This is a genomic window from Nucisporomicrobium flavum (assembly GCF_016464385.1).
In the GTDB taxonomy this organism is placed as follows: domain Bacteria; phylum Actinomycetota; class Actinomycetes; order Mycobacteriales; family Micromonosporaceae; genus Actinoplanes; species Actinoplanes flavus_A.
In genome coordinates this window covers 140,366-162,494 of the sequence record NZ_JADMLH010000012.1, presented here as the reverse complement: position 1 = coordinate 162,494, position 22,129 = coordinate 140,366, and the positions used below count along the sequence as shown (strand labels likewise).

The 22,129-nt window shown below is 71.2% G+C and carries 17 protein-coding genes; 5 read left to right on the top strand and 12 right to left on the bottom strand.

Features of this window, described 5'->3' with window-relative positions; all coding sequences use genetic code 11:
* Positions 1–211 precede the first annotated feature (211 nt).
* From uvrC to IT780_RS26785, 6 genes are all read right to left on the bottom strand, one after another.
* The gene (uvrC, locus tag IT780_RS42150) at positions 212–2,668 is read right to left on the bottom strand and encodes an excinuclease ABC subunit UvrC (RefSeq protein ID WP_307831399.1); all 2,457 of its coding nucleotides are present in this window, start codon (positions 2,666–2,668) and stop codon (positions 212–214) included.
* Between the two features lie 284 nt (positions 2,669–2,952).
* On the bottom strand, positions 2,953–3,507 hold the full coding sequence (locus IT780_RS26805) for a Rieske (2Fe-2S) protein (RefSeq protein WP_199514535.1): 555 nt from the start codon (positions 3,505–3,507) through the stop codon (positions 2,953–2,955).
* A 493-nt stretch (positions 3,508–4,000) separates the two neighbouring features.
* Positions 4,001–6,958 carry an excinuclease ABC subunit UvrA gene (gene uvrA, locus IT780_RS26800; RefSeq protein ID WP_199514533.1) on the bottom strand — a complete coding sequence of 986 codons (2,958 nt, stop codon included), beginning with the start codon at positions 6,956–6,958 and terminating at the stop codon, positions 4,001–4,003.
* A 113-nt stretch (positions 6,959–7,071) separates the two neighbouring features.
* Positions 7,072–8,868 (bottom strand): DUF6311 domain-containing protein, encoded by a 1,797-nt coding sequence (locus tag IT780_RS26795; RefSeq protein ID WP_199514531.1) that lies wholly within the window; start codon positions 8,866–8,868, stop codon positions 7,072–7,074.
* A 25-nt stretch (positions 8,869–8,893) separates the two neighbouring features.
* Entirely contained in the window at positions 8,894–9,934 is a 1,041-nt protein-coding gene (gene rsgA / locus IT780_RS26790) for a ribosome small subunit-dependent GTPase A (RefSeq protein WP_199514529.1), read from the bottom strand.
* Between the two features lie 78 nt (positions 9,935–10,012).
* Positions 10,013–10,627 (bottom strand): TetR/AcrR family transcriptional regulator, encoded by a 615-nt coding sequence (locus IT780_RS26785; protein ID WP_199514527.1) that lies wholly within the window; start codon positions 10,625–10,627, stop codon positions 10,013–10,015.
* Between the two features lie 63 nt (positions 10,628–10,690).
* Here IT780_RS26785 and IT780_RS26780 point away from each other — a divergent pair, with 63 nt between their 5' ends.
* Genes IT780_RS26780 through IT780_RS26770 form a run of 3 tightly spaced genes read left to right on the top strand, consistent with a single transcriptional unit; the run spans position 10,691 to position 12,950 of the window.
* The gene (locus IT780_RS26780; protein WP_199514525.1) at positions 10,691–11,593 is read left to right on the top strand and encodes an NAD(P)H-binding protein; all 903 of its coding nucleotides are present in this window, start codon (positions 10,691–10,693) and stop codon (positions 11,591–11,593) included.
* Positions 11,590–12,294 (top strand): maleylpyruvate isomerase family mycothiol-dependent enzyme, encoded by a 705-nt coding sequence (locus IT780_RS26775; RefSeq protein WP_199514523.1) that lies wholly within the window; start codon positions 11,590–11,592, stop codon positions 12,292–12,294. Before IT780_RS26780 ends, IT780_RS26775 begins: the two co-directional genes overlap by 4 nt.
* A 2-nt stretch (positions 12,295–12,296) precedes the next feature.
* On the top strand, positions 12,297–12,950 hold the full coding sequence (locus tag IT780_RS26770; protein WP_199514521.1) for an MBL fold metallo-hydrolase: 654 nt from the start codon (positions 12,297–12,299) through the stop codon (positions 12,948–12,950).
* A 3-nt stretch (positions 12,951–12,953) separates the two neighbouring features.
* Here IT780_RS26770 and IT780_RS26765 read toward each other — a convergent pair whose 3' ends face one another.
* Positions 12,954–13,574, bottom strand: coding sequence for a cysteine hydrolase family protein (locus IT780_RS26765; RefSeq protein WP_199514519.1), 621 nt, complete (start codon positions 13,572–13,574; stop codon positions 12,954–12,956).
* A gap of 162 nt (positions 13,575–13,736) precedes the next feature.
* On the opposite strand from IT780_RS26765, the gene IT780_RS26760 reads away from it, so the two are divergent.
* On the top strand, positions 13,737–14,384 hold the full coding sequence (locus tag IT780_RS26760; RefSeq protein WP_199514517.1) for an ATP-dependent Clp protease proteolytic subunit: 648 nt from the start codon (positions 13,737–13,739) through the stop codon (positions 14,382–14,384).
* A 67-nt stretch (positions 14,385–14,451) separates the two neighbouring features.
* Here the strand turns inward: IT780_RS26760 and IT780_RS26755 are convergent, their stop codons facing one another.
* Together IT780_RS26755 and IT780_RS26750 are read right to left on the bottom strand one after the other, a co-directional pair.
* Complete coding sequence (locus IT780_RS26755) at positions 14,452–14,877, bottom strand: uL11 family ribosomal protein (RefSeq protein WP_199514515.1); 426 nt, start codon at positions 14,875–14,877, stop codon at positions 14,452–14,454.
* 205 nt (positions 14,878–15,082) lie between these two features.
* Positions 15,083–15,877: a lytic transglycosylase domain-containing protein gene (locus IT780_RS26750; RefSeq protein WP_199514513.1), complete on the bottom strand. Its 795-nt coding sequence runs from the start codon at positions 15,875–15,877 to the stop codon at positions 15,083–15,085.
* Between the two features lie 160 nt (positions 15,878–16,037).
* On the opposite strand from IT780_RS26750, the gene typA reads away from it, so the two are divergent.
* Positions 16,038–17,903: a translational GTPase TypA gene (gene typA, locus IT780_RS26745; RefSeq protein ID WP_199514511.1), complete on the top strand. Its 1,866-nt coding sequence runs from the start codon at positions 16,038–16,040 to the stop codon at positions 17,901–17,903.
* A gap of 317 nt (positions 17,904–18,220) precedes the next feature.
* On the opposite strand, the gene IT780_RS26740 is transcribed toward typA, so the two are convergent.
* The 3 genes from IT780_RS26740 to IT780_RS26730 form a co-directional block, all read right to left on the bottom strand.
* A complete protein-coding gene (locus IT780_RS26740; protein ID WP_199514509.1) occupies positions 18,221–19,219 on the bottom strand; it encodes a TerC family protein in 999 nt (332 codons plus the stop codon).
* Between the two features lie 778 nt (positions 19,220–19,997).
* The gene (locus IT780_RS43235) at positions 19,998–20,897 is read right to left on the bottom strand and encodes a GNAT family N-acetyltransferase (protein WP_199514507.1); all 900 of its coding nucleotides are present in this window, start codon (positions 20,895–20,897) and stop codon (positions 19,998–20,000) included.
* Positions 20,898–21,025: 128 nt separating this feature from the next.
* Complete coding sequence (locus IT780_RS26730; protein WP_199514506.1) at positions 21,026–21,904, bottom strand: hypothetical protein; 879 nt, start codon at positions 21,902–21,904, stop codon at positions 21,026–21,028.
* Between the last annotated feature and the right edge of the window lie 225 nt (positions 21,905–22,129).

Genomic DNA, 22,129 nt, shown 5'->3' with positions numbered 1-22,129 from the left:
GGACACGCCATCCTAGGCCGACCCGGCCACCGGATCCCGCCGGACGCCGTGTCCGGTAACCGATCAATCCGATCGGGCGCACCCCTTCGCCCGCCAGAGGGAACGGCCACACCGCACACCCCTATTCCGCCGGTTGGTCCTGCTCACCGGCCGTGTCCGGGTCGTCTCACCCCGGCATGCCCGCGCCCGGCCCGTCCACGCCGGGCCCACCTCACCTACGGGTCTCCTCCGCGTCATTCGCCGGGTCACCCGCTCCTGCCACGCTGTCGTCAACAACACCCGCCGCCTCGCCGGTCACACCCGGCGCGTCGGCGATCTCGTCCTCGGAGGCGGACGCGCGGGGCCGGGCCACCCGGGACCGGTTCGCCCCCGATTTCGTACGGCCGGCGCCACCCCGCGGCACGGCGACGGGACTCCCCTCGCCCTCCCCCGGGCCGGTGTCCTTGGCGGACTCCTTCTCCGGGGCCAGCGCCGCCAGCACTGCCTCGGCCGTACGCCGTCCGACCCCCGGCACCTCGGTGATCTCCTCCGGGCTCGCCTGCGCCAGGCGCTTGAGCGAGCCGAAGTGCCGCAGCAACGCCTTGCGCCGGGTCTCGCCGAGGCCGGGGATGTTGTCCAATGCGGACGCGGTCATCCGCTTGGAGCGCCGCTGGCGGTGGAACGTGATCGCGAACCGGTGGGCCTCGTCGCGGACGCGCTGCAGCAGGTACAGCGCCTCGGAGGTGCGGGGCAGGATCACCGGGAAGTCCTCGCCGGGCAGCCACACCTCCTCGAGGCGCTTCGCCAGCCCGCACAGCGCGACGTCGGTGATGCCGAGGTCGGACAGGACCGCGGCCACGGCGTTGACCTGCGGCTGGCCGCCGTCGACGACGACCAGCTGAGGCGGGTACGCGAACCGGCGCGGCCGGCCGGTCAACGGGTCGATGCCCGGCAGGTCGTTCGTGGCCGGCTCGTCGGCACCATCCGCCCCACCGTCCACCGAGCCGGCCCCGCCCGAAACGGACCCAGCCGAGGCGGCCGCGCCCGGAGCAGACCCGGCCGAAGCGGACCCGGCCGAAGCGGACCCGGCCGAAGCGGACCCGGCCGAAGCGGACCCGGCCGAAGCGGACCCGGCCGAAGCGGACCCGGCCGAAGCGGACCCGAGCGAGGCGGACCCGGCCGAAGCGGACGTGAATTCGGCGGCGGTGGCGGGCAGCGGCACCTGGGCGTCCGCGGCCAGCTCCTCCGCGGTCGGTTCGGCCTCGACGGGCTCGTCGGCGGCGTGCGCGCGGTAGCGGGCGAACCGGCGCCGCATCACCTCGCTCATCGCGGCGAGGTCGTCGGTGCCGCTGCCGTCCGGGTTGCCGCGGACGGCGAAGCGGCGGTATTCGCTCTTGCGGGCCAGGCCGTCCTCGAAGACCACCATGCTGGCGACCACGTCGGTGCCCTGGATCTGCGAGACGTCGAAGCACTCGATGCGCAGCGGCGCGGTGTCCATGCCGAGCGCCTCGGCGATCTCGTCGAGGGCCTTGCTGCGGGTGGTGAGGTCGCCGGCGCGGCGCAGCTTGTGGCGGGCCAGCGACTCGCCCGCGTTGCGCGCCACCGTCTCGAGCAGGGAGCGCTTGTCGCCGCGCTGGGGCACGCGCAGACTCACGCGGCTGCCGCGACGGTCGGAAAGCCAGTTCTCGAGGGCGGCGGCGTCCGGCGGGAGGGCCGGCACGAGGAGCTCCTTGGGGACGTCGCCCTCGCCGTGCTCGTCGCCGTACACCTGGGTGCAGAAGTGATGGACCAGATCGCCGGTGGTGAGATCCTCGACCTTCTCCACCACCCAGCCGCGCTGGCCGCGGACGCGGCCGTCGCGGACGTGGAAGACCTGGACCGCGGCCTCGAGGGGGTCCTCGGCGAAGGCGACGACGTCCGCGTCGGTGCCGTCGCCGAGCACGACGGTCTGCTTCTCCATCGCCCGGCGCAGCGCGGCGATGTCGTCGCGCAGCCGGGCCGCCTTCTCGAACTCCAGCTGCTCGGAGGCGTCGAGCATGTCGCGCTCGAGTCGTTTGACGAACGCGTCCGTGCGCCCGGCCATGAAGTCGCAGAAGTCGTCGACGATCGCGCGATGTTCCTCGGCGGTGACCGAGCCGACGCAGGGCGCCGAGCATTTGCCGATGTAGCCGAGCAGGCACGGACGCCCGATCTGACCGGCCCGCTTGAACACCCCGGCCGAACACGTGCGCGCCGGGAAGACCCGCAGCAATAGATCGAGCGTCTCCCGGATCGCCCAGGCATGACTGTACGGCCCGAAGTAGCGCACACCCTTGCGCTTCGCACCCCGCATGACCTGCAGCCGGGGGAACTCCTCGTTGAGGGTCACGGCGAGGAACGGGTACGACTTGTCGTCGCGGTACTTGACGTTGAAGCGCGGATCGAACTCCTTGATCCACAGGAACTCGAGCTGCAGCGCCTCGACCTCGCTGCTCACCGTGACCCAGTCGACGCCGGCCGCGGTGGTGACCATCTGCTGCGTGCGCGGGTGCAGGCCCCACGTGTCGGCGAAGTAGGAGTTCAGCCGGTTGCGCAGGCTCTTGGCCTTGCCGACGTAGATGACGCGGCCGGTCGGGTCGCGGAAGCGGTAGACACCGGGGGCGTCCGGAATGGTCCCGGGCGCCGGTCGGTAGCTGGACGGGTCAGGCACGATTCCACCCTAGTGCGGACCCCTGACATGATTACCCGACCGGAGGTCCGTTGCCGCCGCCACGGCGTCGGGCCTCCGGCCGGACGTACAGGGACCGGCCGGTGCCGGCAGGGGTGCGGCGGCCGTGACCGGACAGCCACGACGACCACCACGGGCCGGTGTGGCGTGGCCACGACGACCACCACGGGTCGCATGGCCGGGACCACGGCGGCCACCACGGGCCGGTCCCCCGCTGCGGGCCCCGCCCGGCCGGTCACGGCGAACGCCGCAACCGGCGGGGAGGCCTAAGCGGCGACGATGTTGTCGCCGTCCACCTTGATCTCCGTCTCGGGCAGCGCCTTCTTCGCCGGGCCGCCGGTCGGGGAACCGTCCTCGATGGAGAACGTGCTGTTGTGGCAGGGGCAGGTGATGACACCGCCGTCGACCTTGCTCACCGGGCAGCCCTGGTGCGTACAGATCTTGCTGAACGCTTTGTAGGTGCCCTTCTGGGGCTGGGTGATGACGTAGTCGCCCTTGATCACGCCACCGCCCTCCGGCACGTCCGCGGCCGCCACGAGCGTCTTCCCGCCGCCGGACGAGCCCTTGCCGGTCGAGCCGGTGCCACCCGCGTCGGCGCCGGCGCTGCCCGCGGGGGCGGGGTCGTTGGTGAAGTCGCCGCCGTTGGCGCCGTTGGTGCCGCTGCTGCTGGTGTCCGTACCGCAAGCGGCGAGAAGGCACCCGGCACCGAGGGCCCCGGCCCCTGCGAGTACGACGCGTCGCGTGGCGACCGTGCCCGTGGCGGCGGCCGGCTCGTCGGCGCCCGTGATCTCGGCGTCGGGCCTCGTCTGCACGTCAGTCATCTGTTCGCCAAACCCTTCCACGTGCCCTGTCCGCGCGCTTGCGTCACGCGGCGTTGCTTGTACATACGCGCGGCCCTCGGATGTGGTTCATGGGCGCAGGAGGAAATTATCGGCTCGGAACTGCCGATTTGCGGCATCGTGGAGGGGCAGGGATCCGACTTGGCCGCGTTTCCGCAGCACAGAAGCCGACTGACGCGATAGCTGTGGGTTACCTGTGACTTCAAGTTTCTCCCCGAAGCCGCAGAAACGAGGCCGCGTAGGCCGAGGCTCCGTCCGCCGAGGCCGCGCCCCCGAGGCCGCGCAATCGGAGCCAAGCGCGGTCGAAGCCGCGCCGATCAGAGCCAAGCGATGCCGAAGCCGCGCCGATCGGGCCCGAGCCGACCGAGGCCGCGCCGGCCGGCGAAGGTCCGCGCCCCGGCGACGGGCCGCAACCGACCCACCGCCGGCCGAAGCCGCGCAGGCCGAGCCCTCGGAGGGCTCGGCCTGAGGAGCGCTATACAGCCGCCTTCGCCCGCGCCCGCGAGGCGCGGGGCTTCACAGCCGCCTTGGCCGTCCCGTTCGCCTTGGCGGCCCGGGCCACAGCGGCCTCCGCCCCGGCCGGCTTCCCGCTCAGCCCCAGCATCGGCCGCAGGAACTGCCCGGTGTGGCTCTCCGCCACCTCCGCCAGCTCCTCCGGTGTGCCCGTCGCGAGCACCAAACCGCCCTTGCTGCCGCCCTCCGGGCCCATGTCGATCAACCAGTCCGCCGTCTTGATCACGTCGAGGTTGTGCTCGATGGTGATGACGGTGTTGCCCTTGTCGACGAGGCCGTTGAGCACGAGCAGCAGCTTGCGGATGTCCTCGAAGTGCAGGCCCGTCGTGGGCTCGTCGAGGACGTACACGGTGCGGCCGGTGGAACGCTTCTGCAGCTCGGAGGCGAGCTTGACGCGTTGCGCCTCGCCGCCGGAGAGGGTGGGTGCGGGCTGGCCGAGACGGACGTAGCCCAGGCCCACGTCGACCAGCGTACGGAGGTGGCGGTGGATCGCGGGGATGGCGGAGAAGAAGTCCGCGGCCTCCTCGATCGGCATCTCCAGCACCTCGGAGATGGTCTTGCCCTTGTAGTGCACCTCGAGCGTCTCGCGGTTGTAACGGGCGCCCTTGCAGACCTCGCAGGGGACGTACACGTCGGGCAGGAAGTTCATCTCGATCTTGATCGTGCCGTCGCCGGAGCAGTTCTCGCAGCGGCCGCCCTTGACGTTGAACGAGAACCGGCCGGGGCCGTACCCGCGGACCTTCGCCTCGGTGGTCTCCGCGAACAGCTTGCGGATGTTGTCGAAGACGCCGGTGTACGTGGCGGGGTTGGAGCGCGGGGTGCGCCCGATCGGCGACTGGTCGACGCCGACGACCTTGTCGACGTGCTCCAGGCCGGTGATGCGGGTGTGCCGGCCGGGCACCATCCGGGCACCGTTGATCTGGTTGGCCAGCACGGTGTAGAGGATGTCGTTGACCAGCGTCGACTTGCCGGAGCCGCTGACCCCGGTGACCGCGATGAACTGGCCGAGCGGGAAGCCGACGGTCAGGTTGCGCAGGTTGTGCTCGCGGGCGCCCTGCACGACCAGCTCACGGCCGGCCGTCTGCGGCCGGCGGGTGGCCGGGGTCGGGATCTTCTTGCGGCCCGAGAGGTACGCCCCCGTCGGCGACTGCTTGTTGGCCAGCAGCCCCTTGACCGACCCGCTGTGCACGATCTGACCGCCGTGCTCGCCGGCACCGGGGCCGATGTCGACGATCCAGTCGGCGGTACGGATGGTGTCCTCGTCGTGCTCGACCACGATCAGCGTGTTGCCGAGGCTCTTGAGCCGGACGAGCGTCTCGATGAGCCGGTGGTTGTCGCGCTGGTGCAGGCCGATCGACGGCTCGTCCAGCACGTACAGCACGCCGACGAGGCCCGAGCCGATCTGCGTGGCGAGCCGGATGCGCTGCGCCTCGCCGCCGGAGAGGGTGCCGGCGCCGCGGTCGAGCGAGAGGTAGTCCAGGCCGACGTCGACCAGGAAGCGCAGCCGCGCGTTGATCTCCTTGAGCACCCGCTCGGCGATCATCTTCTGCCGGTCGTCGAGCTCCAGCCCGGCGAGCAGCTCCGCGCAGTCGCCCACCGACAGGTTGCAGACGTCGGCGATGCTCTTGCCGGCGATCGTGACCGCCAGCACCTCGGGCTTGAGCCGGGCGCCGCCGCACGTCGGGCACGGGATGTCGCGCATGTAGCCCTCGTACTTGTCGCGCGACCAGTCGCTCTCGGTGTCGCCGTGCCGGCGCTCGATCCACTGCACCACGCCCTCGAAGCCGGTGTAGTAGGAGCGCTCCCGGCCGTACTTGTTGCGGTAGCGGACGTGGACCTGGTCCTCGGAGCCGTAGAGGATGGTCTTCTGCGCGCGGCTGGGCAGGGCCCGCCACGGGGTGTCGAGGCTGAAGCCCTCCGCCTTGCCCAGGGCCTCGAGCAGCCGCAGGAAGTACTCCAGGGTCGAGCCGCCGGACCAGGGCTGGATGGCGCCCTCGCGCAGGCTGCGCTCCTCGTCCGGGATGATCAGCTCCGGGTCGACCTCCTTCTTGGTGCCCAGTCCGGTGCACTCCGGGCAGGCGCCGTACGGCGCGTTGAAGGAGAACACCCGGGGCTCGAGGTCCTCGATGGCGAGCGGGTGGTCGTTGGGGCAGGCGAGGTGCTCGGAGAAGCGGCGCTCGCGCGCGGGGTCGTCCTCGGGCAGGTCGACGAAGTCCAGCAGCACGATGCCCCCGGACAGCGCCAGCGTCGCCTCGACGGAGTCGGTCAGGCGCTGCTTGCTGCTCGCCTTGACGCTGAGCCGGTCGACGACCACCTCGATGGTGTGCTTCTCCTGCTTCTTGAGCTTCGGCGGCTCGGTCAGCGGGTGCACCACGCCGTCGACGCGGGCCCGGGCGTAGCCCTTGGCCTGCAGCTCGGCGAAGAGGTCGACGTACTCACCCTTGCGGCCGCGCACGACCGGGGCGAGGACCATGAACCGGGTGCCCTCCTCCATGGCGAGGACCCGGTCGACGATCTGCTGGGGGCTCTGCTTGCTGATCCGCTCGCCGCAGACCGGGCAGTGCGGGATGCCGGTGCGGGCGAACAGCAGGCGGAGGTAGTCGTACACCTCGGTGATCGTGCCGACGGTCGAGCGCGGGTTGCGCGAGGTCGACTTCTGGTCGATCGAGACGGCCGGGGACAGGCCCTCGATGAAGTCGACGTCGGGCTTGTCCATCTGGCCGAGGAACTGCCGCGCGTACGACGACAGCGACTCCACGTAGCGCCGCTGCCCCTCGGCGAAGATCGTGTCGAAGGCGAGGCTGGACTTGCCCGAGCCGCTGAGCCCGGTGAACACGATCATGGCGTCGCGGGGCAGGTCGAGGTTGACGTCGCGCAGGTTGTGCTCGCGCGCGCCGCGGATGATCAGTCGGTCGGCCACAGCCAGCCACTCCGTTTACGGTCTCTGATGATGGGCGCCGCCACCCTAGCCGCGGGGTACGACAAGTTTCCGGCGCCAAGAGCACAGCGCCCCCGCGGGCCCGGTCATTCCCGTCACCCGGCAGGGTGAACGATATCCCGGACGTCCCACATCGCCACGCCTCCGAGCTGCTGCGGAGCCCGTCCGAGCAGCCCCGTGACGATCGTCTCCAACAGGTCGTGATTCGGTGCGTCGGGTGTCAGAACCACGACCGCGGCCCGCCAGTAGGTCAGGTCGGCGGTCGCGGCCCGCCGGTCGGCGTCCGTCAGCACCGGCATCCGACCGTACGCCCCCGCGATGCGCAGCAGGTCGGAGGTGGGCCGGGGCGCCGCGTTCCACGACCCGGTCCGGTTGCCCGGCGGGTCGGCGGGGCCCATGAAGTACCCGCGCGGCGTCTTGTACCCCTGGCCGGACAGGGCGAACCAGCGCATCCCGGTACGCCCGGTGGTCACCTCGGGCATCGGCACGGTCACCAGCGTGCGGTCGTCCGGCACGTACGGCTCCCACATCCGCTGCGCGATGAACGGCGGCAGCGGCGACGCCTCGACGGTCGGCAGCGGCTTGGGCAGCACCGGTACGACCGCGAGCGCCATGCCGATCCAGAACGCCACCCGCCGCCGGTGCGGCAGCAGCCCGGCCCGGTCGGCGGCGAGCGCGATGAGCACGCCGATGATCGTGGCGGGCACCATCGCGAACCGGGTGACGCTGACCAGGTCGATCACGGGCACGTGCGCGATCAGCGCGAACGGCAGCGGGATCCCGGTGTCGTGCCCGGCGACGCGCAGCTCCGGGCCCATCGACATGAGCAGCAGGACCACGCCGGCGACGAAGGCGGCCCGCGCGGCCGCGTTGCGCCACAGCATCCGCATGGCGACCACGAGCATCACGAGCATCGGTACGCCCCAGAAGGTGTTCTCCTCGGTGGGGCTGACGGTCAGCTCACGCGCGAGCGCCACGTTGCCGGCGAGCGACTGGCGGGCGTACGCGCCCAGCGACAGCAGATCGGTGACGAACTTCCCCGGCTCGAACGGCTGCCCGTGGTAGCTCTGCGGCCCGGCGAACTGCCACCACAGCGGGTACCCGAGCAGCACCAGCGAGGCCCCGGCGGCCACCGCCAGCCCCGCGCCGAACCGGCGTGCCACCTGCCGCGCCGCGGAGAAGTCGAAGCAGGCGTACGCGACGACGAACACGAGCAGGGTGAGCGCGGTGAAGAGCAGGCTCTCCTCGTTGATGAACACCTGCAGCACGATGAGCAGGGCCAGGATCAGCCCGCCGCGGACGGCCCGGCCGGGCTCGCGCAACCGCAGCACCTGCCAGACGATGAACGGCACCACGAACTCCGCGACGAAGTTCACGTGCCCGCTCGCGTGCGACACCATCGCCGGGGCGAACCCGCACCACAGCCCGCCGAGCCAGGCGGCGGGGCGGCTGCGGACGAGGTGCCGCGAGAGCACCCACCACCAGGCTCCCGCCGTCCCGGCCAGGCCGAGGGTGATCAGCGCGACGACCGTGAAGCCGACGCCGAGGAAGTGGGTGAGCGGTGCCAGCGGCAGGCTCAGCGCGAGCACCGACGTCTGGGCCATCATGTTGACGCCGTCGGGCACGTTGAAGCGGTCGGTGAAGAACGGGTTCTGCCCGTGGAAGACGACGCGCTCGCCGTGGGTGAGCAGCACCATGAAGAAGCCGTGGTCGTCGTCGTTCGACGACAGCACGCGCCCGTTCGGGTCGGTCCAGAGCTGGATCGTCACGAGCACGGCGAGGGCCAGGTAGCTCAGCAGTCCCCAGAGCCCGCTGCGGTCGCGAGGCCGCGGGGGTGCGGGCTCGACGACATCCGGCTGGCCGGCGACGACCTGTTCCTCTACCGCGGGCATCGGTGCATTCTGCCAGAGCCGCGGGTCAGCGCCGCGGCCTGCGCCTGCCCGGCCCGGCTGCCCCGGCGAGCCGCGCGGCCCGCCGGCCGCTCTCCACGGCGACCTCCCGGTGCAGCTTGCGCCAGCTCTCGAGGCGTCGCGGGAGCAACGAGCCGTCGGCGAGCGCGGCTTCGACCGCGCAACCGGGCTCGCCGTCGTGACCGCAATCACCGAACCGGCACTGGGTGGCCAGCCCGGCCACGTCGGCGAAGGCGCGGTCCAGTCCCTCTTCCGTGTCGAGCAGGCCGACCCCGCGGATGCCGGGCGTGTCCAGCACGGCGCCGCCTCCGGGAATCAGGACCAGACTTCGGTACGCGGTCGTGTGCCGCCCCTTGCCGTCGACGTTGCGGATCTCCTGTACGGGCATCACCTCCGTGCCCGCCAGCGCGTTGACGAGGGTGGACTTGCCGGCACCGGACCGGCCCAGGAGCGCGAGCGTGCGTCCCGGCGTGACGAGCTCCCGCACCTCGTTGAGCCCCAGCCCCTCGTGAACGCTGATCGCCAGGACCCGTACATCTGGCGCAAGCTCACAAAGTTGGCGCGCGACCGCTTGCGGGACCCCCGCGGTGTCGCTCTTCGTGAGCAGGACCACCGGTTGCGCGCCGGACTCCCACGCGAGGGCGAGAAGACGCTCGACCCGCGCGGCGTCGGGTGCAGGATGCATGGGTTCGACGACCGCGACGGTGTCCATGTTGGCGGCCAGCACCTGGCCGGTGGAGTCCTTGTCGGCGGTACGGCGGATCAGCGCGGTGCGCCGCGGCAGCACGACCTCCACCGTCGTCCGGCGATCCGGCCAGCGACGCAGGACCACCCAGTCACCGGCGCACGGAAGGTTCGCCGGGTCGCCCGCGGCACCGAGCAGAACGGTGCCGGAGAGGCTCGCACGGTGCACACCGTCGGCGGCGAGCACGGTACAGACGCCGCGGTCGGCTCGCAGCACGCGGCCGGCCGTCGCGTCGGGACGGTCGAAGGAGCGGTACGCGGAAGCCAGCGTCGCGTCCCAGCCCAGCGCGGACAGGTCAGACATGGACACCCAACCTCCTCGCAGGTCCTGTCGACGTGTTGCACAGACCGTACGAGCGGCGTCACCGCCAGGGAAAGCGAATTAGGCCCCGCCGATGCCGTGCCGCAGCTGGCCGAAGGCGCGATCCGCGTCGGCGACCGCCTCGGGGTGCACGTCGCGTGCGGTCCTCCCGCCGGCGATCTTCTGCCAGTTGGCGCGGGCCAGGACGCGGTGCACCGCGATCACCTGGGCGGCCTGCAGCCGGGCCGCGACACCCTCGCCGAGGGCGGCGGCGAGCGCGTCCTCGTCGTCGAGCTGGTACTGCGTCAGCCGTCCCGCAAGGCTGGGGGTACCGAACACCAGCCGGTGGAACGCCAGGACCTCGGGATGGTCGTTGAGGCCGGTGACCGGCTCGAAGCGGTCCAGGCCGTCGCGGAAGTGCCGGTGCAGCGCGGTGAGCGGCGCGGTGTCCGGCGGACGGTCGCGAACCACGCGCGCCGCCTCACCGTTGTGGTCCGCGAAGCGGTGCAGGACCAGGTCTTCCTTGGTGGCGAAGTAGCGGAACAGGGTTGGTTTCGACACCTCCGCCGTCGCGGCGATGTCGGACACCGACACCTCGTCGAACCCGCGCGCGAGGAACAGCGAGATGGCCGCGTCAGCGATCGCATCCCGGGTGCGTTCCTTCTTGCGGGCGCGCAGCCCCGCCTGCTCGGTCACCCCGACACGGTAACATTAGTTACTGAGTTGCTTTTTTAACCGAGTAACGGTTCAATCGCTGCCATGACTTCTGATCACATCCCGGTGCTGGTCACCGGTGCGACGGGACGAATGGGACGTGCCGTGACCGGCCTGCTGCTCGACGCGGGCGTACCGGTCCGTGCCCTCGTGCGCCGCCATCCGGAACCGGCGGATGCGTTGCCGGCCGAGGCCGAGATCGTGACCGGCGACCTCACGGTGCCGGACTCGCTCGACAAGGCGCTGCACGGCGCCGGCTCGGTGTTCCTGGTGTGGACCGCGCCGCCGCAGACCGCGCCGGCCGTCATCGACCGGCTGGCCCGTCACACCCGCCGGGTCGTCTATCTGTCCGCACCGCACCGGACGCCGCATCCGTTCTTCCAGCAACCGAATCCGATGGCGGCGATGCACGCGGGGATCGAGCGGCTCATCGCGGCGGCCGGGCTCGACGCGACGATCGTACGGCCGGGGATGTTCGCGTCGAACGCGCTGCTCTGGTGGGCGGACGCCATCCGCGGCGGGGAGGTGGTCCGGTGGCCGTACGGCGCGGCCGAGACGGCGCCGGTCGACGATCGCGACGTCGCCGAGGTCATCGCGCGGTGCCTGTCCGAGGACGGGCACGCCGGCGGCGACTACGTGCTGACCGGCCCGGAGTCGCTCAGTCAGGCGGACCAGGTACGCGCCATCGGTGACGTGCTGGGCCGTCCCATCACGTTCGAGGACCTGCCGGCCGACGACTTCCGGCGCCGGACCCCGGAGGCCGCGCGCCCCGCCGTGGACATGCTGCTGGCCGCGTGGAACGCCACGATGGGACACCGGGCGTACGTGACGTCCACGGTGGGCGACATCCTCGGGAAGCCCCCGCGGACGTTCCGGCAGTGGGCCACCGACCACGCGACCGCCTTCGCCGACCCGGACGCCCGGCACCCACTAGGGTCGGGTACGTGACGATCGATCCGCTGGTGCTCATGACCGATGTCGACCAGGCGACGGAACGGCTGATCCGTACGGCCGAAGGCCTGGAGCCCGGCGCGACCTCCGCGCCGTCCCGGCTGCCGGGCTGGACCGTCGGTCACGTCCTGACCCACGTGGCCCGCAACGCCGACGCCTACACCAACCTGCTGACCTGGGCCCGCACCGGCGTGGAGACCCTGCCGTACGCGACCCCGACGGCCCGCGCGGAGGGTATCGAGGCCGGATACCGGCGCCCCCTCGACGAGCAGATCGCGGACCTGCGCGAGTCCCACGAACGGTTCGCCGACGCCGCCGCGGCGATGCCGGCCGAGGCGTGGACGTTCCACCTCGCCGCCACCGGGCAGTCCGCCGCGGTGGTGCCGTGGGCGCGGCTGCGTGAGGTCGAGGTGCACCACGTCGACCTCGGCCTCGGCTACACCCCCGAGGACTGGTCGGACGCGTTCGCGCTGCGCCTGCTCCGCGAGATCGTCAGCGGCGCCGACGGCAGCCTGGCGCTGGTGCTGCGCCCGCACGGCCTCGACCATCCGCTCACCATCGGCACGGTCACCGACGCCACCCCGTCGGTCGGCGGACCCACCCGGTCCATCGCCGCGTGGCTCGCCGGCCGTGCGGACGGCTCGGACCTCACGATCTCCCCCGACGGCGAACTGCCGGCTCCCCCGAAGTGGAAGTGACGATGACGTACACCGGCGACGTGAGCCGGGGCTCGGCCCCGGCGGTACGCGAGCTCCGCGGCCTCACCGTGACGAAGGTGTCGGTCGGCCCGATGGACAACAACGCCTACCTGCTGCGCTGCGCGTCCGACGGCACCCAGGTCCTCATCGACGCGGCGAACGACGCCGCCACGCTGCTCGACCTGATCGGCGACGGCGGCCTGGCGACCGTGGTGACGACCCACCAGCACGGCGACCACCACGGCGCGCTGGCCGAGGTGGTCGAGGCCACCGGCGCACGCTCGGTGGCCGGCGTCGACGACGCGGCGGGCATCCCGGTGGTGACCGACACGGTCCGCGACGGCGACACCATCGCGGTCGGTGACTGCGCGCTCGAAGTGATCCACGTCGTCGGCCACACCCCGGGCAGCATCGTGCTGCTCTACCGCGAGCCGGGCGGCATCGCGCACCTGTTCACCGGCGACAGCCTGTTCCCGGGCGGCGTCGGCAACACCCGCGGCAACAAGAAGAACTTCGAGTCGCTGATCACCGACGTCGAGACGAAGCTGTTCGACCGGCTGCCGGACGACACGTGGTTCTACCCCGGCCACGGCAAGGACTCGACGCTCGGCCGGGAGCGCCCGCACCTGCCGGAGTGGCGCTCCCGCGGCTGGTGACGCTCAGGCGCCCAGGGCGCTCCTGACGGTGGCGGCCTCGGTGGGCAGGGAGAACATCGGATAGTCGTACGCGATCGCGTTGTCGTGTTCCTCCGCCGAGGTGGCTGCGACGCAGTCGGTCAGCGTGATGACCCGGTAGCCGTTCTCGTACGCGCTGCGCATCGTGGACTCGACGCAGCAGTTCGTGAGGAAGCCGGCAAGGATCACGGTCTGGATGCCGCGGCTGCGCAGGATGAAGTCGAGGTTCGTGCTGGCGAACGTGTCCAGCCCGCGCTTGCCCTCGATGAGGATGTCTCCCTCGTCGGGCGTGAGCTCGTCGACGATCGCCGCGCCCCACGTGCCCTTCACGAACGCGTTGCCGTCCACAACGCCCTTGAGGATCCCGTACGGATGCCGCGACAGCTCGGTGTACCCGGGCGCGAACGTGATCGGCGCGTGCATGATCGTCACCCCGGCGGCCCGGGCAGCGTCGACGAGCGCGACCGTCCGCGCGAGCATGCCCGTCTTCTCCATGACCGGCGCGACGGCCTGGTGCAGCACCCCTCCGTCCGAGGTGAACTCGTTCTGGAACTCGATGAGGACGATCGCGGTCGTCGCGGGGTCGAGGTGCAGCGTCTCGGACATGCCCACTCCCTGAATGCCTGTGCCGGGCGTCACACCCACCCTAGGGCCGGTGGCGGGGCGGGCGGAAGGTTCCGGCCTTGTCCGCCCTCGGCGGAAACACTCCGGCGGGTGGTCCGGGCGCGCCTAGACTCGGCCGCACCCCTCGAGCCCCCGGAGGCCACGATGGATCTGCGCCACGACCCGCTGCGCTGGCAACCGTCCCAGCCCTCCCCCGAACCGTGGCGCGTTCCCGGCGCGTGGCCCGATGCGATGCCCGGCGGAGCCGGTCCGCAGATACCCGGCTGGCTCGAGGAGCGCCTGTTCGACCAGCGCATCGTGATGGTCCGCGGCCCGCTCACCGCGCAGGCGGCCTCCGGCATCGCGGCGGCCCTGCTCACCCTGGAGGCCACAGGCCCGGAGCCGGTGCAGCTCCACGTCGCGAGCGGCGGCGGCGAGCTCAACGCGGCCCACGCGGTCATCGACGTGATCGACGCGATGGCGGCCCCGGTGCACGCCGTGGTCACCTCCGAGGCGGGCGGCGCGGTCCTCGCGGTGCTGGCCGCGGCGACGAGACGGTCGGCCTACCGGCACGCCCGCTTCCGGATGACGGAGCCCCGGGCGGCCGGCGTCATGGGTACGGCCGACGAGGTCGCCGCGGCGGCCGGGCAGCACCTGCGGGAGCTGGAGGAGGTGGTGCTGCGGCTCGTCGAGGTGACCGGCCAGACCCGCAGCCGGATCGAGGACGACCTGTCCGCGGGCCGTGTGCTGTCGGCGGCGGAGGCTCAGGAGTACGGCCTCATCGACGAGGTCATCGCCGGCAAGACCCCGTAACGGGCACAACAAAAACGGCAGGCCGGGCGGCCTGCCGTTTTCGTCTGGCTCAGAAAGCCGTCGAGACTTACTCGGCGACCTTGACGCCCATCGAACGCGCGGTGCCGGCGACGACCTTGACGGCCGCCTCCAGGTCGTTGGCGTTCAGGTCGGGGAGCTTGCGCTCGGCGATCGAGCGGATCTGCTCGCCGCTCAGCGTGCCCACCGTCTGGGTCAGCGGGTTGGACGCGCCCGACTGGATGCCCAGAGCCTTGCGGATCAGGAAGCTCGTCGGCGGCGTCTTGTAGGTGAGCTGGTGGCTGCGGTCCTCGAAGACGCTGACGATGACGGGGATGATCTCGCCACGGTTCTTCGCCGTCGCCTCGTCGTACTCCACCTTGACGGCGCGCATGTTGGCGCCGGTCGGGCCGAGCATCTTACCGAGGTCCACCATCGCGGCGTTACCCGCCTCAAGCGCGAGGGTCACCTCATGGGTCTTCTTCTTGGGCGGCATTGCGCAAAAGCTCCTTAGTGTGTGCTGCACGGGCCGAAGTCAGGAGCTCGCCAGCATCATCAACGCACGACAACCCCGAGACTTTACTACCGGGCTCGTTCACGGGTCAAAACGCCATGGGGTGAGCAGCCGGAGGGCACAGTCTCGGGTTCTACCGGCCATGATAGCTCGACCCCGACCCGGCCCGCCGACCCGGTCACCCGCCTCAGTACTTGTCGCAGTAACACGACTTCATGAGCGACCGCACCACGTCCACGTACCCGGGGTTGGGCAGCCGCTTGTCCGCGTACGCGGCGTCGACCCCGCCGCGGCCCACGTTGTAGGCGGCGATGACCATGTTCAGCAGGCACATGCTGGAGTGCGTACGGCACTTCCGGGTGCTCAGGTCGTAGCTGCCCTTGAAGTACGTGTCACCGAAGACCTTCGTGAGCCAGGCCAGATAGTTGGCGCCCAGCACCGCGTTCTGCCGGTAGTCCTGGCTGTCGAACGACTGCTCGAAGCGCTGGTTCACGAACGCCTCGGTGTCCGGCATCACCTGCATCAGCCCGCGCCCGCCGTCGCAGTTGACGATGTTCGACTGCCAGCCGCTCTCATGCCAGGCCGTGGCCAGCACCAGGCGGCCCGGCACCTTCAGCGCCGGCGCGGACGTCGGCCAGTACGTCCTGCCCGCCGCGGCCAGCAGGGCCGACTTGGCCTTCGCCTTGGAGACCGCCCTCCCCTCCCGGGTGGCGCACGCCGGCAGCTGAAAGTTGTTCGGATCCTCGGTCGGCGTGGCCTTCGTCCGCTTCGGCTTCGGCTTCCGCGTGGCCGGGGCCGGCGACGGTGTCGTGGGCTCGGGCGACGGCTCGGCCACCTCCGTGGTCTCCTCCGGCACCGGATCGGACGTCACGACTCCGGGGAGCGTCCTCTGCTCCTCGCCCCCGCCGCCACCGAGCCCGCAGCCGGCGACGACGATCAGCCCGGCGAGCGCGGCGGCGAGCCACCGGAACCTGCGTTCCATCGACGGTGCCTCCCGCGTTCGCCTGGTGATCCACGCACGCTAACAGCGGCCCGAGCGCGACGCCGCCCGGCAAAACGGACGTACGTGACGGGGGTCGCAACCGGTTCCGGTATCCACACCCCGGACGGCACCGGCAACCCAGACCGGGGACAATAGGCCTATGCAGACCCGCACCGACCTACGCAACGTCGCCATCATCGCCCACGTGGACCATGGCAAGACAACCCTGGTCGACGCCATGCTGCGCCAGGGGAGCCAGTCCCACGCGCGGGGCGAGATGGCCGACCGCGTCATGGACTCCATGGACCTGGAGCGGGAAAAGGGCATCACCATTCTCGCCAAGAACACGGCGATCAGCTACCGGCCCGCCGACGGCGAGCCCGTCACGATCAACATCATCGACACCCCCGGCCACGCCGACTTCGGCGGTGAGGTCGAGCGCGGCCTCACCATGGTCGACGGCGTCGTCCTGCTCGTCGACGCCTCCGAGGGCCCGCTGCCGCAGACCCGCTTCGTGCTGCGCAAGGCCCTGCAGGCCAAGCTGCCGATCATCCTGGTGATCAACAAGGTGGACCGGCCCGACGCCCGGATCAAGGAGGTTGTCGACGAGACGTACGAGCTCTTCCTCGACCTCGACGCCGACGAGCACCAGATCGAGTTCCCGATCGTGTACGCGTGCGCCCGCGACGGCATCGCCTCCCTGACCCAGCCCAAGGACGGCACCGTCCCGGAGGACAGCACCGACCTCGAGGTGCTGTTCAGCACGATCCTGGGGACCATCCCGGCCCCGACCTACACCGAGGGCGCGCCGCTGCAGGCGCACGTCGTCAACCTCGACGCCTCCAACTTCCTCGGCCGGCTGGCGCTGTGCCGGGTGCACCAGGGCACGATCCGCAAGGGCCAGACCGTGGCGTGGTGCAAGACCGACGGCACGATCAGCAACGTGCGCATCTCCGAGCTGCTGATCACCGAGGGCCTCGAGCGCAAGCCGGCCGAGAGCGCCGGCCCGGGCGACATCATGGCCGTCGCCGGCATCGCCGACATCATGATCGGCGAGACCCTGGCGGACGCGGAGAACCCGATCCCGCTGCCGCTGATCAGCGTCGACGAGCCGGCCATCTCGATGGTCCTCGGCACCAACACCTCGCCGCTGGTCGGCAAGGTCAAGGGCAGCAAGGTCACCGCCCGCATGGTCAAGGACCGGCTGGACCGCGAGATGATCGGTAACGTCTCCCTGCGCGTCCTGCCGACCGAGCGCCCCGACGCCTGGGAGGTCCAGGGCCGCGGCGAGCTCGCCCTCGCGATCCTGGTCGAGCAGATGCGCCGCGAGTCGTACGAGCTCACCGTCGGCAAGCCGCAGGTGGTCACGAAGGTCATCGACGGCAAGGTGCACGAGCCGGTCGAGCGGCTGACCATCGACGCCCCGGACGAGTACATGGGCGCGATCACCAGCCTGCTGTCCACCCGCAAGGGCCGGATGGAAGAGCTGATCAACCACGGCACCGGCTGGCTGCGCATGGAGTGGCTGGTCCCGGCCCGCGGCCTGATCGGCTTCCGCACGGAGTTCCTCACCGAGACCCGCGGCACGGGCATCATGCACCACATCTTCGAGGCGTACGAGCCGTGGTTCGGCGAGCTGCGCACCCGCCAGAACGGCTCCCTGGTCGCCGACCGGGCCGGCGTGGTCACCGCGTTCGCCATGACCAACCTGCAGGAGCGCGGCCAGCTCTTCGTGGAGCCCACCACCGAGGTGTACGAGGGCATGATCGTCGGCGAGAACAGCCGCCAGGACGACATGGACGTCAACATCACCAAGGAGAAGAAGCTCACCAACATGCGCTCGTCGACCGCCGACGAGACGGAGAAGCTGATCCCGCCGCGCAAGCTGTCCCTGGAGCAGGCCCTCGAGTTCTGCCGCGAGGACGAGTGCGTCGAGGTCACCCCCGCGGCCGTGCGGATCCGCAAGGTCGTGCTCGACCAGCAGACCCGGGGCCGCGCCGCGGCCCGCCGCAAGCACCAGCAGTAAACCCATCCGCGGGTACGGTGCTCAGCGCCGTACCCGCGAAAGCATGTGAGAGAGGCCCGCGCCCACCGCAAGGTGGCCGCGGGCCTCGCGCATCTGGGGTCCGCTCACGTCTCGCGGCGCACTTCGCAGCCTGGCTTCGCTCGCCTCTGCGCTCCGCCGCCCTCTTCGCTCCGCTGGCCTCTTTTGCACCGCGGCCGCCCTGCCTCGCGGGCCGCCTTGCCTCGCGGGCCGCTCTGCCTCGCGGGCCGCTCTGCCTCGCGGGCCGCTCTGCCTCGCGGGCCGCTCTGCCTCGCGGGCCGCTCTGCCTCGCGCTTCGCTCAGGCGGGGGTGTCCAGCAGTTCCTTTTTGCGGTCGCGGGACGACTTGGCGAGGCTGGCGACCGTGGCGATGCCCAGCGTGCCGATGATGACCAGCAGCGACAGCCAGATCGGGATCTCCGGCGCCCAGTGCAGGCCGTGACCGCCGTTGATGAACGACAGCGAGTTGGTGTGCAGCGCCTCGAGGAACAGCTTCACGCCGATGAACGCGAGCACGAACGCCAGCCCGATGTTGAGGTAGACGAGGCGCTCCAGCAGGCCGCCGAGCAGGAAGTACAGCTGTCGGAGACCCATCAGGGCGAAGACGTTCGCGGTGAAGACCAGGTACGGCTCCTTCGTGATGCCGAAGATCGCCGGGATCGAGTCGAGCGCGAAGATGAGGTCGGTGGTGCCGATGGCGATCATCACGATGAGCATCGGCGTGAACAGCCGCCGGCCGGTGTCGGTGACGACGGTCATCCGCCCGCTGTCGAACGAGCTGGAGACCGGGAAGACCCGCTTCGCCCAGCGGATCAGGATGTTCTCCTTGAACTCCTCCTCGCCCTCACCGCCCCGCAACAGGGTGACCGCGGTGTAGACCAGGAACGCGCCGAAGATGTAGAACACCCACGAGAACTGCTGGATGAGCGCGGCGCCGGCGGCGATGAACGCGCCGCGCATGACCAGCGCCAGCACGATGCCGATCAGCAGCACCTTCTGCTGGAACTGCCGGGGCACGTTGAACCGCGCCATGATGATCATGAAGATGAACAGGTTGTCGACGCTCAGCGAATACTCGGTGAGCCACCCGGTGTAGAACTCCCCCGCGGGCGTCCACCCGGCGACCAGCCCCATCCCGGCCCCGAACACCAGCGCCAGGCCGATGTAGAACGCCACCCAGGTGCCGGCCTCACGCACCGACGGCTCATGCGGCCGCCGCCCGACGATCAGCAGATCGACGGTGAGCATGACGACGAGGGCACCGAGGGTGGCGAACCAGACCCAGGCATGCACGTTCAATGAGGACCTCCGGCAGACACGGTTCATCGCCGCGCCGGCTCAAGATGCCGGAGCAGCGACGTACGGCTGTCGGAGGTCTCTTCCGCCCCCGCCCAAGAGCCCGCACCCGGCGAAACGCCCCCACCGGCCGACCGATGCCCCGCGCTGAGCAGGCACCGCCCGAACCAACCAGGCCCGTCACACGCCAAACCGCGGCAAGCGAGAACCACCGGCCCCGGGCGCGCCCCGAAGGACGCAGACCGTGCTGACGAGACCGGTGCGGAGGAATACTCCCCTCCTACGCGAGCCATTGTGTCGCATGACGGGGGCGAGTGACACATCGACCCGGGGAATCGTGTCCATACTCTCGCCTGGTGGCGTTCGAGAGCAGGACATCGGGCATTCGGCGCCCCAAAGGGCACGGTGGCGGTGGGCAGGTCGGTTCGCCCAGGCGGTCACCTTCCGTCCGGGGCGGTCGCCGTCCTCCAGGCGCTGAGTGTTGCCTGGGCGGTCGGCGGTCGGCGGTCGGCGGTCGGCGGTCGGCGGTCGGCGGGTCGGCGATCGCCCGAGCGGTGGGAGTTCGTCTGACCGGTTGGCTTGAACCCGCGAACTGTGCTTGATCGATGTCCGGTCCGGTGCACTGAACCGCACACCCTCTTCAGCATCCTAGGAGGCTAGCTCATTGCCGTAGCTGCGTGGCCGTGACCGCATCGCCGTGACCGCGTCGCCGTGACCGCATCGCCGTGACCGCATCGCCGTGACCGCATCGCCGTGACCGCGTCGCCGTGACCGCGTCGCCTCACTGAGCGGCGAAGCGCGCCCGTCGGCCCCGATGCTCGAACCCCAGCCGCCGGTACAGCTCCGCAGCCGGATTGTCGACATTGACATCGAGCCATGCCTCAGTCTCCCCGTCGCGCCGCATCCGGCGGAGCGCCTCGCACACCAGCGCGCCCCCGAGGCCTCGCCCGCGGGCCGCCGGTACCACGCCGACCTGCACGATCCATCCGACGGCAGCCGTCACGAACCCCGCATCGCCCACGCCGGGCACCGACGCGAGCACCGACCAGCCCGGCCGGAAGTCCTCATCCACAACGTCCGCCGTCCACTGCTCCGCGCTCCACCCCGGAAACCCGGGCCGGTCACGGAACGCAGCCTCATAAACCCGGAAGAAACGCCCCGCGGTCTCCGCGGACCATTCGGCCAGGCGCGTCCCGTCAGCCCACCCCTTTCCGGGTACGCCCTCAGCAAGGTCGATGCGCATCACATCCTCGGCGAACACTTGCCGCAGCCCACGGTCGGCGAAGAGCCGTGCGGCCGTACCCGTCAAAGACTCGGTCTCGACCGTGACCCGCCCGCCCAGCCGGCGCCCCTCGGTCAGCCCCCAGTCGAGCAGCCGGCCGCCCAGCCCCGCCGACCGGTGAGCCGGATCCACCATCCCCCCGAACACCGCGCCGTGCACCCACGTCTCCCCGTCCCCGGGCGCCGGCCGCAGCGCACCGGCGGCCACGAGTTGGCCGTCAGGGGTTCTGGCCTGCTGAGCGAGCACGGCATCGCCGGCCCACCGGCTCCGCAGGAACCCGGGATCCGAGGCGAGGGGCAACCCACCATCGGCAGCCAGGCAGCGCGCGGCGAGCTCGGCCAGTTCGGGTACGTCGGCGAAGGGTGCGGCGGTCCAGGTCACGGCCTCATGCGTAGACACGGCGGTCACGCTAGCGACATCGCAGCCCATACCCCAGACAATTTCCGCGGCGCCGTGACATCCTGCCGCCGGGGATCGCCCGGCGCGGGTGCTGCTGCTCGACGAGCCGACTCACCGGCGGCCGTTGCTCAGGCCGGGCTGACGCGGCGCAGGGGGCGGCGGGACACGGCGACCGTGCCGAGGGCCACCGCTGCTACCACGCCCACCCACCTCGGCGGTCCGTCGATCGCGTACAGAAGGCGTAGGTAGAAGGCGTCGCTCCACGACTGGGAGTCCGGCCGGAACAGCAGGCCGCCGAGGAGCAGGATCGGCACGGCCACCGCGGTGGGCCACGCCACCAGCCCTGCCACCTGCGCGGCCACGGACCCTTCGGCGGCCCGGCGGCTTGCCCAGCCCGTGAGCAGCCAGCCGACGAAGGCGCCGAGGAGCGCACCTGCCGCCGCGAAGATCCACATCCAGCCCGGCGCGGCGCGCGCAAGGGCGAAGCCCGCTCCGCCTGTGTAGGTGAGCATCAGGTCGCCGCGGGTCGCGCGTACGGGATATGTCTCCGTCGGCGTCACGTCGGCGGGGTCGACACCGCGTACGGGAAGCGCGTCCTCGTGCAGTCGCCACCCGGCAGCGGCAAGCCGATCCCGTACGCCGGCAGTGAAGTCACCCGCCCCCGCACTGGCGGGATCGACCATGTAGCGGGCGGTCCCGTACTCGAGGTGCTCGCCGTCCGCGCTGGAGGACCACAGGGGCGCGTGATCGTCACCGGACACCGTCATACCCGGGAAAACGGTCTGCCCGATCTCCGCAGCCTCGGCGCCGGAGGGAAGAGCCGGCGCGAACTCCCAGCCGACCCGCGTCGCGCCGGCCGCCCCGAACAGTGCCCCGAGCACCGCCACCAGGAACGCCAGCCAGACGATCCCGCGGTTCCCCGGGCGCCCGAGGCTCGCGCGGAAGCCCCGTCCGAGCCGGTTGACCACGTCGAGGAGTCGCCACCGGGCATGCGCCGAATCAGTCACCGTGACCACTGCCCGGTCGAGAGCCAGGTCTGCTGGAAGCAGCGCTGCGGCCGGGCGTTCGGCACCGCATCCGCTCCGGTCACTGACGACATGGCTGCACCGTAGGGATCGCGCGACTGGCGGGTCAAGCAGCCGCGGAACGTCGGGCCGCGAAGTGCCCACAAGGGCATCGCGCCCGGCAGTCAGACCGGCGCCGTAGTCGTGGTCGCCTCCGGCCGGGGCGCC

What these genes read in the sequence shown, in the direction of transcription:
- typA (WP_199514511.1), top strand. Translation starts at nt 16,038, where the DNA reads ATGCAGACCCGCACCGACCTACGCAACGTCGCCATCATCGCCCACGTG.
- IT780_RS26760 (WP_199514517.1), top strand. Translation starts at nt 13,737, where the DNA reads ATGGATCTGCGCCACGACCCGCTGCGCTGGCAACCGTCCCAGCCCTCC.
- rsgA (WP_199514529.1), bottom strand. Translation starts at nt 9,934, where the DNA reads ATGTCTGACCTGTCCGCGCTGGGCTGGGACGCGACGCTGGCTTCCGCG.
- IT780_RS26755 (WP_199514515.1), bottom strand. Translation starts at nt 14,877, where the DNA reads ATGCCGCCCAAGAAGAAGACCCATGAGGTGACCCTCGCGCTTGAGGCG.
- IT780_RS26795 (WP_199514531.1), bottom strand. Translation starts at nt 8,868, where the DNA reads ATGCCCGCGGTAGAGGAACAGGTCGTCGCCGGCCAGCCGGATGTCGTC.
- IT780_RS26765 (WP_199514519.1), bottom strand. Translation starts at nt 13,574, where the DNA reads ATGTCCGAGACGCTGCACCTCGACCCCGCGACGACCGCGATCGTCCTC.
- IT780_RS26780 (WP_199514525.1), top strand. Translation starts at nt 10,691, where the DNA reads ATGACTTCTGATCACATCCCGGTGCTGGTCACCGGTGCGACGGGACGA.
- IT780_RS26770 (WP_199514521.1), top strand. Translation starts at nt 12,297, where the DNA reads ATGACGTACACCGGCGACGTGAGCCGGGGCTCGGCCCCGGCGGTACGC.
- IT780_RS26805 (WP_199514535.1), bottom strand. Translation starts at nt 3,507, where the DNA reads ATGACTGACGTGCAGACGAGGCCCGACGCCGAGATCACGGGCGCCGAC.
- IT780_RS26750 (WP_199514513.1), bottom strand. Translation starts at nt 15,877, where the DNA reads ATGGAACGCAGGTTCCGGTGGCTCGCCGCCGCGCTCGCCGGGCTGATC.